Source organism: Streptomyces sp. NPDC047085, from assembly GCF_040643735.1.
Taxonomy (GTDB): Bacteria; Actinomycetota; Actinomycetes; order Streptomycetales; family Streptomycetaceae; genus Streptomyces.
The window spans coordinates 970,743-977,127 of the sequence record NZ_JBEYUW010000003.1; the positions used below are offsets into that span (position 1 = coordinate 970,743).

4 protein-coding genes are annotated in these 6,385 nt (G+C 70.4%); all 4 read right to left on the minus strand.

The features are described from left to right. Position 1: 1 nt before the first annotated feature. The gene (gene glgB, locus ABZ865_RS15480; RefSeq protein ID WP_361229753.1) at positions 2-2,239 is read right to left on the minus strand and encodes a 1,4-alpha-glucan branching enzyme; all 2,238 of its coding nucleotides are present in this window, start codon (positions 2,237-2,239) and stop codon (positions 2-4) included. 257 nt (positions 2,240-2,496) lie between these two features. Then, on the minus strand, positions 2,497-3,942 hold the full coding sequence (locus ABZ865_RS15485) for a phosphotransferase (RefSeq protein ID WP_361229593.1): 1,446 nt from the start codon (positions 3,940-3,942) through the stop codon (positions 2,497-2,499). A 93-nt stretch (positions 3,943-4,035) separates the two neighbouring features. After that, a complete protein-coding gene (treS, locus tag ABZ865_RS15490; RefSeq protein ID WP_361229596.1) occupies positions 4,036-5,736 on the minus strand; it encodes a maltose alpha-D-glucosyltransferase in 1,701 nt (566 codons plus the stop codon). Further along, positions 5,733-6,385 (minus strand): alpha-glucosidase C-terminal domain-containing protein (locus tag ABZ865_RS15495; protein ID WP_361229599.1); only part of this gene is annotated, 653 nt, incomplete at its 5' end. The genes treS and ABZ865_RS15495, both read right to left, overlap by 4 nt.

Sequence of the window (6,385 nt, forward strand, 5' to 3'; positions counted from 1 at the left end):
GCTACGCCGGCCGCAGCCACACCGTCGCCAGGGGCGGCAGGGTCAGCCGGATGCTCGCGGGGCGGCCATGGGCGCCCTGCGGCTCCGGCTTGACCGGGTGCGGGTGGACGACGTCGCTGCCCCCGTAGCGGGCCGCGTCGGTGTTCAGTACCTCCAGCCAGGCCGGGACGTCGTCCGGGACGCCGATCCGGTAGTCGTGGCGGACCACCGGCGCGAGGTGGGACACGGCCAGCAGGGGGCTGCCGTCGGCGTCGTAGCGGAGGAAGGCGAGGACGTTGTCGTCGGCAGCGTCCCCGACGACCCACTGGAAGCCCCCGGGGTCGGTGTCGCGCTGCCACAGGGCCGGGGTGGCCCGGTAGCCGGCGTTCAGGTCCCGGACCAGGTCCCGCACGCCCCGGTGGTCGGCCTCGGCGCCGTACGACGGGTCGAGCAGCCACCAGTCCGGGCCGTGCGCCTCGGACCACTCGGCGCCCTGGGCGAACTCCTGGCCCATGAAGAGGAGTTGCTTGCCGGGGTGGGCCCACATGAAGCCGAGGTAGGCGCGGTGGTTGGCGCGCTGCTGCCACCAGTCGCCGGGCATCTTCGAGACGAGGGACCGCTTGCCGTGGACGACCTCGTCGTGGGAGATGGGCAGGACGTAGTTCTCGCTGTACGCGTACACCATCGAGAAGGTCATCTCATGGTGGTGGTACTTCCGGTGGACGGGGTCGTGGCTCATGTACTCCAGCGAGTCGTGCATCCAGCCCATGTTCCACTTCAGCCCGAAGCCCAGCCCGCCGAAGCCGCTCGGACCCCGGTGGTGCGTGGGCCGGGTGACGCCGTCCCAGGCGGTGGACTCCTCGGCGACGGTCACCACGCCCGGGCAGCGCCGGTAGACGGTCGCGTTCATCTCCTGCAGGAAGGCCACCGCGTCCAGGTTCTCCCGGCCGCCGAACTCGTTCGGCGTCCACTGACCCGGCTCGCGCGAGTAGTCGAGGTAGAGCATCGAGGCGACGGCGTCCACCCGCAGCCCGTCGATGTGGAACTCCTCGCACCAGTACACGGCGTTCGCCACCAGGAAGTTGCGCACCTCACGGCGGCCGAAGTCGAACTCCAGGGTGCCCCAGTCGGGATGGGCGGCCCGCAGCGGATCGTGGTGCTCGTACAGTGGGCGCCCGTCGAACTCGGCCAGCGCCCAGTCGTCCCGCGGGAAGTGCGCGGGCACCCAGTCCATCAGGACCCCGATGCCGGCCTGATGAAGCCGGTCCACCAGGTGCTTGAAGTCGTCCGGGGTGCCGAGCCGGGCCGTCGGGGCGTAGAAACCGGTGACCTGGTAGCCCCAGGAGCCGCCGAAGGGATGCTCCGCGACCGGCATCAGCTCCACGTGCGTGAAGCCCATCTCCTTCACGTACGCCGGAAGTTGCTCGGCCAGCTGGCGGTAGGTGAGGCCCGGCCGCCAGGAGGGCAGATGGACCTCGTACACGGAGAACGGCGCCTCGTGCACGGGGGTGTCGCCCCGGTGGGCCAGCCACTCCGCGTCGCCCCACGCGTAGTCCGAGACGTCCACGATCGAGGACGTGGCCGGCGGGACCTCCGTACGACGGGCCAGCGGATCGGCGCGCAGGGTGCGGGAGCCGTCCGGGCGGGTGATCTCGAACTTGTACAGCTCGCCCTCGCCGATGCCGGGCACGAACAGCTCCCACACCCCCGAGGAGCCGAGCGAACGCATCGGATACCCGGACGCGTCCCAGAAGTTGAAGCTCCCGGCGACCCGCACGCCTCGCGCGTTCGGCGCCCACACCGAGAAGCGGGTGCCGGTCACGCCCTGGTGGGTCAGGACGCGCGCCCCCAGCGACCGCCACAGCTGTTCGTGCCGGCCCTCGCCGATCAGGTGCAGGTCCAGCTCGCCGAGCGTGGGCAGGAAGCGGTAGGCGTCCTCCGTCTCGTGGACGGTGCCGTCGTACGTCACGAGCAGCCGGTAGGCGGGGACCTCGGTGAGCGGGAGCAGCCCGGAGAAGAAACCGTCGCCGTCGTCGTGCAGCTCCGCGCGCAGGTCGCCCGAGGCCACGGTGACCGCCTGCGCGTACGGCCGGAAGACCCGGAAGGCGACCCCGCCGGCGACCGGATGCGCGCCCAGCACGGCGTGCGGATCGTGGTGGGTGCCGTGCAGCAGCCGCTCCCGGTCCCCGGAGTCGAGGGCGGGGGAGGCGGCGACCTCTCGGGCGACTTCCAGGGCGGGGATCGGTGACGGGGCCGGCACCTTCTTCCGGGTGGACCTCGGAGCGCGCGGGCCCGGGACGGCCGGGGCCTTGGTCACGTCGGCCTTGGTCTCGGCCTTGGTCACGTCGGCCCTGGTCTCGGCCTTCTTCTCCGCTTGCGTCTCTGCTTTCTTCTCCGGCTTCCTCTCCGGTTTCTTCTCCGGCTTCTTCTGCGCCGACTTGGCGGACGCGGTGGTCCTGCTCTTGGCGGACTGGTTCTTGGGGGTGGCGGACTTCGAGGAGGCTGACTTCTTGGACGTCACGGACGAGTCTCCCGGGCGGGTCGGGTCGGGTCGGACGTGGCGAGACGGCGGATGGCCGAGAGGGGGACGGGGAGCCAGTCGGGGCGGTGGCGGGCCTCGTAGACGACCTCGTAGATCGCCTTGTCGGTCTCGAAGGCCCGCAGCAGGACCGGGTCGGTGCGCGGGTCGCGGCCGGTGATCTCGGCGTACCCGGAGCAGTACGCGGACCGGCAGGCGTGGGCCCAGTCCGGGGCGGGCGGGCTCGCCGAGTGGGCCGCGTAGTCGAAGGAGCGCAGCATCCCGGCGATGTCCCGGGCCGGCGGCTGCGGCATGCGCCGCTCGGCCAGCGGCCGGGCCGGCTCGCCCTCGAAGTCGATCAGCGACCACTGTCCCGTCGGCGAGCGCAGGCACTGGCCGAGGTGCAGGTCGCCGTGGACCCGTTGGGCGGTCCAGGTGCGGCCCTCGTCGGCCAGGGCGGCCAGCGCCTCGAAGGCGGACCGCAGCCCCGGCTCGTACGGCCGCAGCGCCGGCACCGCCTGGACGGCCGCCGTGAGCCGCTCGGTCATGCCGTCCACCATCGGCCGCAGCTGGGCGTGGCCCAGGGTGACCGTGGGCAGGGCGCGGGCGAGGGCGGTGTGCACCTCGGCGGTGGCCCGGCCGAGCGCCCGAGCCTCGGCGGCGAAGTCCTCGCCCTTGGCCAGTTCCCCCAGCGCCAGCTCCCAGCCGTCGGCCGCGCCGCTCACGAACGGCTGGAGCACGGCCAGGACGTACGACCGCTCGTCCAGCTTGCCCAGCTCGCCCAGGTCGCCCAGCTCGGCATGGAGCCACGCCGTCGGCGCGGGCACCCGGGCGCAGCCCTCGCGGGCCAGCGCGAGCGGTATCTCCAGGTCCGGATTGACGCCGGGCACCACCCGTCGTAACAGCTTCAGGATGAACGTATCGCCGTAGACGATCGACGAGTTGGACTGCTCGCCGGTCATCAGCCGGGCCACGAGACCCTCCCGGATCTCCTGGCGCGGGTCCCGCTCGAAACGGAGCCCGCCGATGCGGGCCCGGGTGCGCAGGGCCTCCAGGAGCACCTCGGCGGGCCGGGGGTCGTACAGGGCCTCGTACACCGTGCGTCCGGCGAGCGGGCCCTCGGTCACATGGCCGATCAGCGCGGGAGCCAGCCGGGGCGGCAGCGCCTCGCGCACGCCTATCACCAGCTGGTAGCAGTCCCCGGGATGCGGCGCGGCGCCCGGCGCGGAGGGCTGGTGGACGCGCAGGAGCAGGTGGTACAGGCCGAGGCGGCCGTCGGGAGGGAGCAGTTCGGTGGCGGCCACGGGGGTGAACCCGGTGACCGGGCGCCCCTTGCCCGCGAACCAGCGCTGTCTCGGCAGCCACTGGCGCAACAGGGGATCGAGCGAAGCGAGGAGGTGACCGGTCGTGCTGGAGGTGTCGGAGGGGGTGACCGCGTCCGCCATGGGCGTCACATCCTTTCCCCGGAACGTCGGGGTGTTACTGATCCGTGCCCCGGGTGGGGCGGCGGAAACCGCCCGCCGCCCCACCCGGCCGGACTACGCCGCTTCCCGGCGCAAGCGGAACCAGTAGAAGCCGTGGCCCGCCAGGGTCAGCAGGTACGGCAGCTCGCCGATCGCCGGGAACCGCACCCCGCCGAACAGCTCGACCGGATGCCGCCCGCCGAACCGCCTCAGATCCAGCTCCGTGGGCTGCGCGAACCGCGAGAAGTTGTGGACGCACAGCACCAGGTCGTCCTCGTACTCGCGCAGGAAGGCGAGGACAGCGGGGTTGGAGGACTGCAGTTCGGTGTAGGACCCCAGTCCGAAGGCAGGATTCTGCTTGCGGATCTCGATCATGCGGCGGGTCCAGTGCAGCAGCGACGACGGCGAGGACATGGAGGCCTCGACGTTGGTGACCTGGTAGCCGTAGACCGGGTCCATGATGGTCGGCAGGAACAGCCGCCCGGGGTCGGACGAGGAGAAGCCGGCGTTGCGGTCGGGGGTCCACTGCATCGGCGTGCGGACGGCGTCGCGGTCGCCGAGCCAGATGTTGTCGCCCATGCCGATCTCGTCGCCGTAGTAGAGGATCGGCGAGCCCGGCAGGGACAGCAGCAGGGCGGTGAACAGCTCGATCTGGTTGCGGTCGTTGTCGAGCAGGGGCGCGAGGCGGCGGCGGATGCCGATGTTGGCGCGCATACGCGGGTCCTTCGCGTATTCGGCCCACATGTAGTCGCGTTCCTCGTCGGTGACCATTTCGAGGGTCAGCTCGTCGTGGTTGCGCAGGAAGATGCCCCACTGGCAACTGGACGGAATGGCCGGGGTCTTCGCCAGGATCTCGGAGACCGGGTAGCGGGATTCCCGCCGTACGGCCATGAAGATGCGGGGCATGACCGGGAAGTGGAACGCCATGTGGCACTCGTCGCCGCCGGACTGGAAGTCGCCGAAGTAGTCGACCACGTCCTCCGGCCACTGGTTCGCCTCGGCGAGGAGCACCTTGTCGGGGTACTGGGCGTCGATCTCCTTGCGTACCCGCTTCAGGAACTCGTGGGTCGCCGGCAGGTTCTCGCAGTTGGTGCCCTCCTGCTGGTACAGGTACGGCACGGCGTCCAGCCGGAACCCGTCGATACCGAGGTCCAGCCAGAACTTCAGCGCGGAGATCATCTCCTCCTGCACGGCCGGGTTCTCGTAGTTGAGGTCCGGCTGGTGCGAGAAGAAGCGGTGCCAGTAGTACTGCTTGCGTACGGGGTCGTACGTCCAGTTGGAGGCCTCGGTGTCGACGAAGATGATGCGGGCGTCCTGGAACTGCTTGTCGTCGTCGGCCCAGACGTAGTAGTCCCCGTACGGACCCTCCGGATCCCGCCTCGACTCCTGGAACCACGGATGCTGGTCGCTGGTGTGGTTCATGACGAAGTCGATGATGACGCGCATGCCGCGCTGGTGGGCGGCGTCCACGAACTCCACGAAGTCGGCGAGGTCACCGAACTCGGGAAGGACGGCGGTGTAGTCGGAGACGTCGTAACCGCCGTCACGCAGCGGCGACTTGAAGAACGGCGGGAGCCAGAGGCAGTCCACGCCGAGCCACTGCAGATAGTCGAGTTTGGCGGTAAGACCCTTCAGGTCGCCGATGCCGTCGCCGTTGCTGTCCTGGAAGGAGCGGACCAGGACCTCGTAGAAGACGGCGCGTTTGAACCAATCCGGATCCCGGTCCCTGGCGGGAGTGTCCGTGAACGTGTCCGGGACGGGCTCGTTGACGATCATATGGTGGGTGACCCTCCGATCTGCGGGTTGGACGGTCGCAGAACCGAGAAGACATGCGCGGGTCGACGACCCGGTTCGAGTCGCACATAGTTGGCCCTGCCCCAGTGATAGGTCTCGCCGGTGAGCAGGTCGCGCACCGGCACCGACTCGTGCCAGTCCAGGCCGAGTTGCGGCATGTCCAACGAGACCGTGGCCTCCTGGGTGTGGTGCGGGTCGAGGTTGGCGACCACCAGAACCGTGTTCGAACCACTGTGCTTCGAATAGGCGATCACCGCCTCCTTGTCCGCGTGGTGGAAGTGGAGATCGCGCAGCTGGCGCAGGGCCGGGTTCTCCCTGCGGGCGGCATTCAGGCGGGTGATGAGGGGGGCGATGGTGCGGCCCTCGCGTGCGGCCGCTTCCCAGTCGCGGTGCTTGAGCTGGTACTTCTCCGAGTCGAGGTACTCCTCGCCGCCCTCCCGGAGCGGGGTGTTCTCGCACAGTTCGTAGCCGCTGTAGATGCCCCAGGCGGGGGAGAGGGTCGCGGCCAGCACCGCGCGGACCTCGAACGCGGGCCGGCCGCCGTGCTGGAGGTAGGCGTGCAGGATGTCCGGGGTGTTGGCGAAGAAGTTCGGCCGCATGTAGGCGGCCGCCTCCCCGGTCAGCTCGCTCA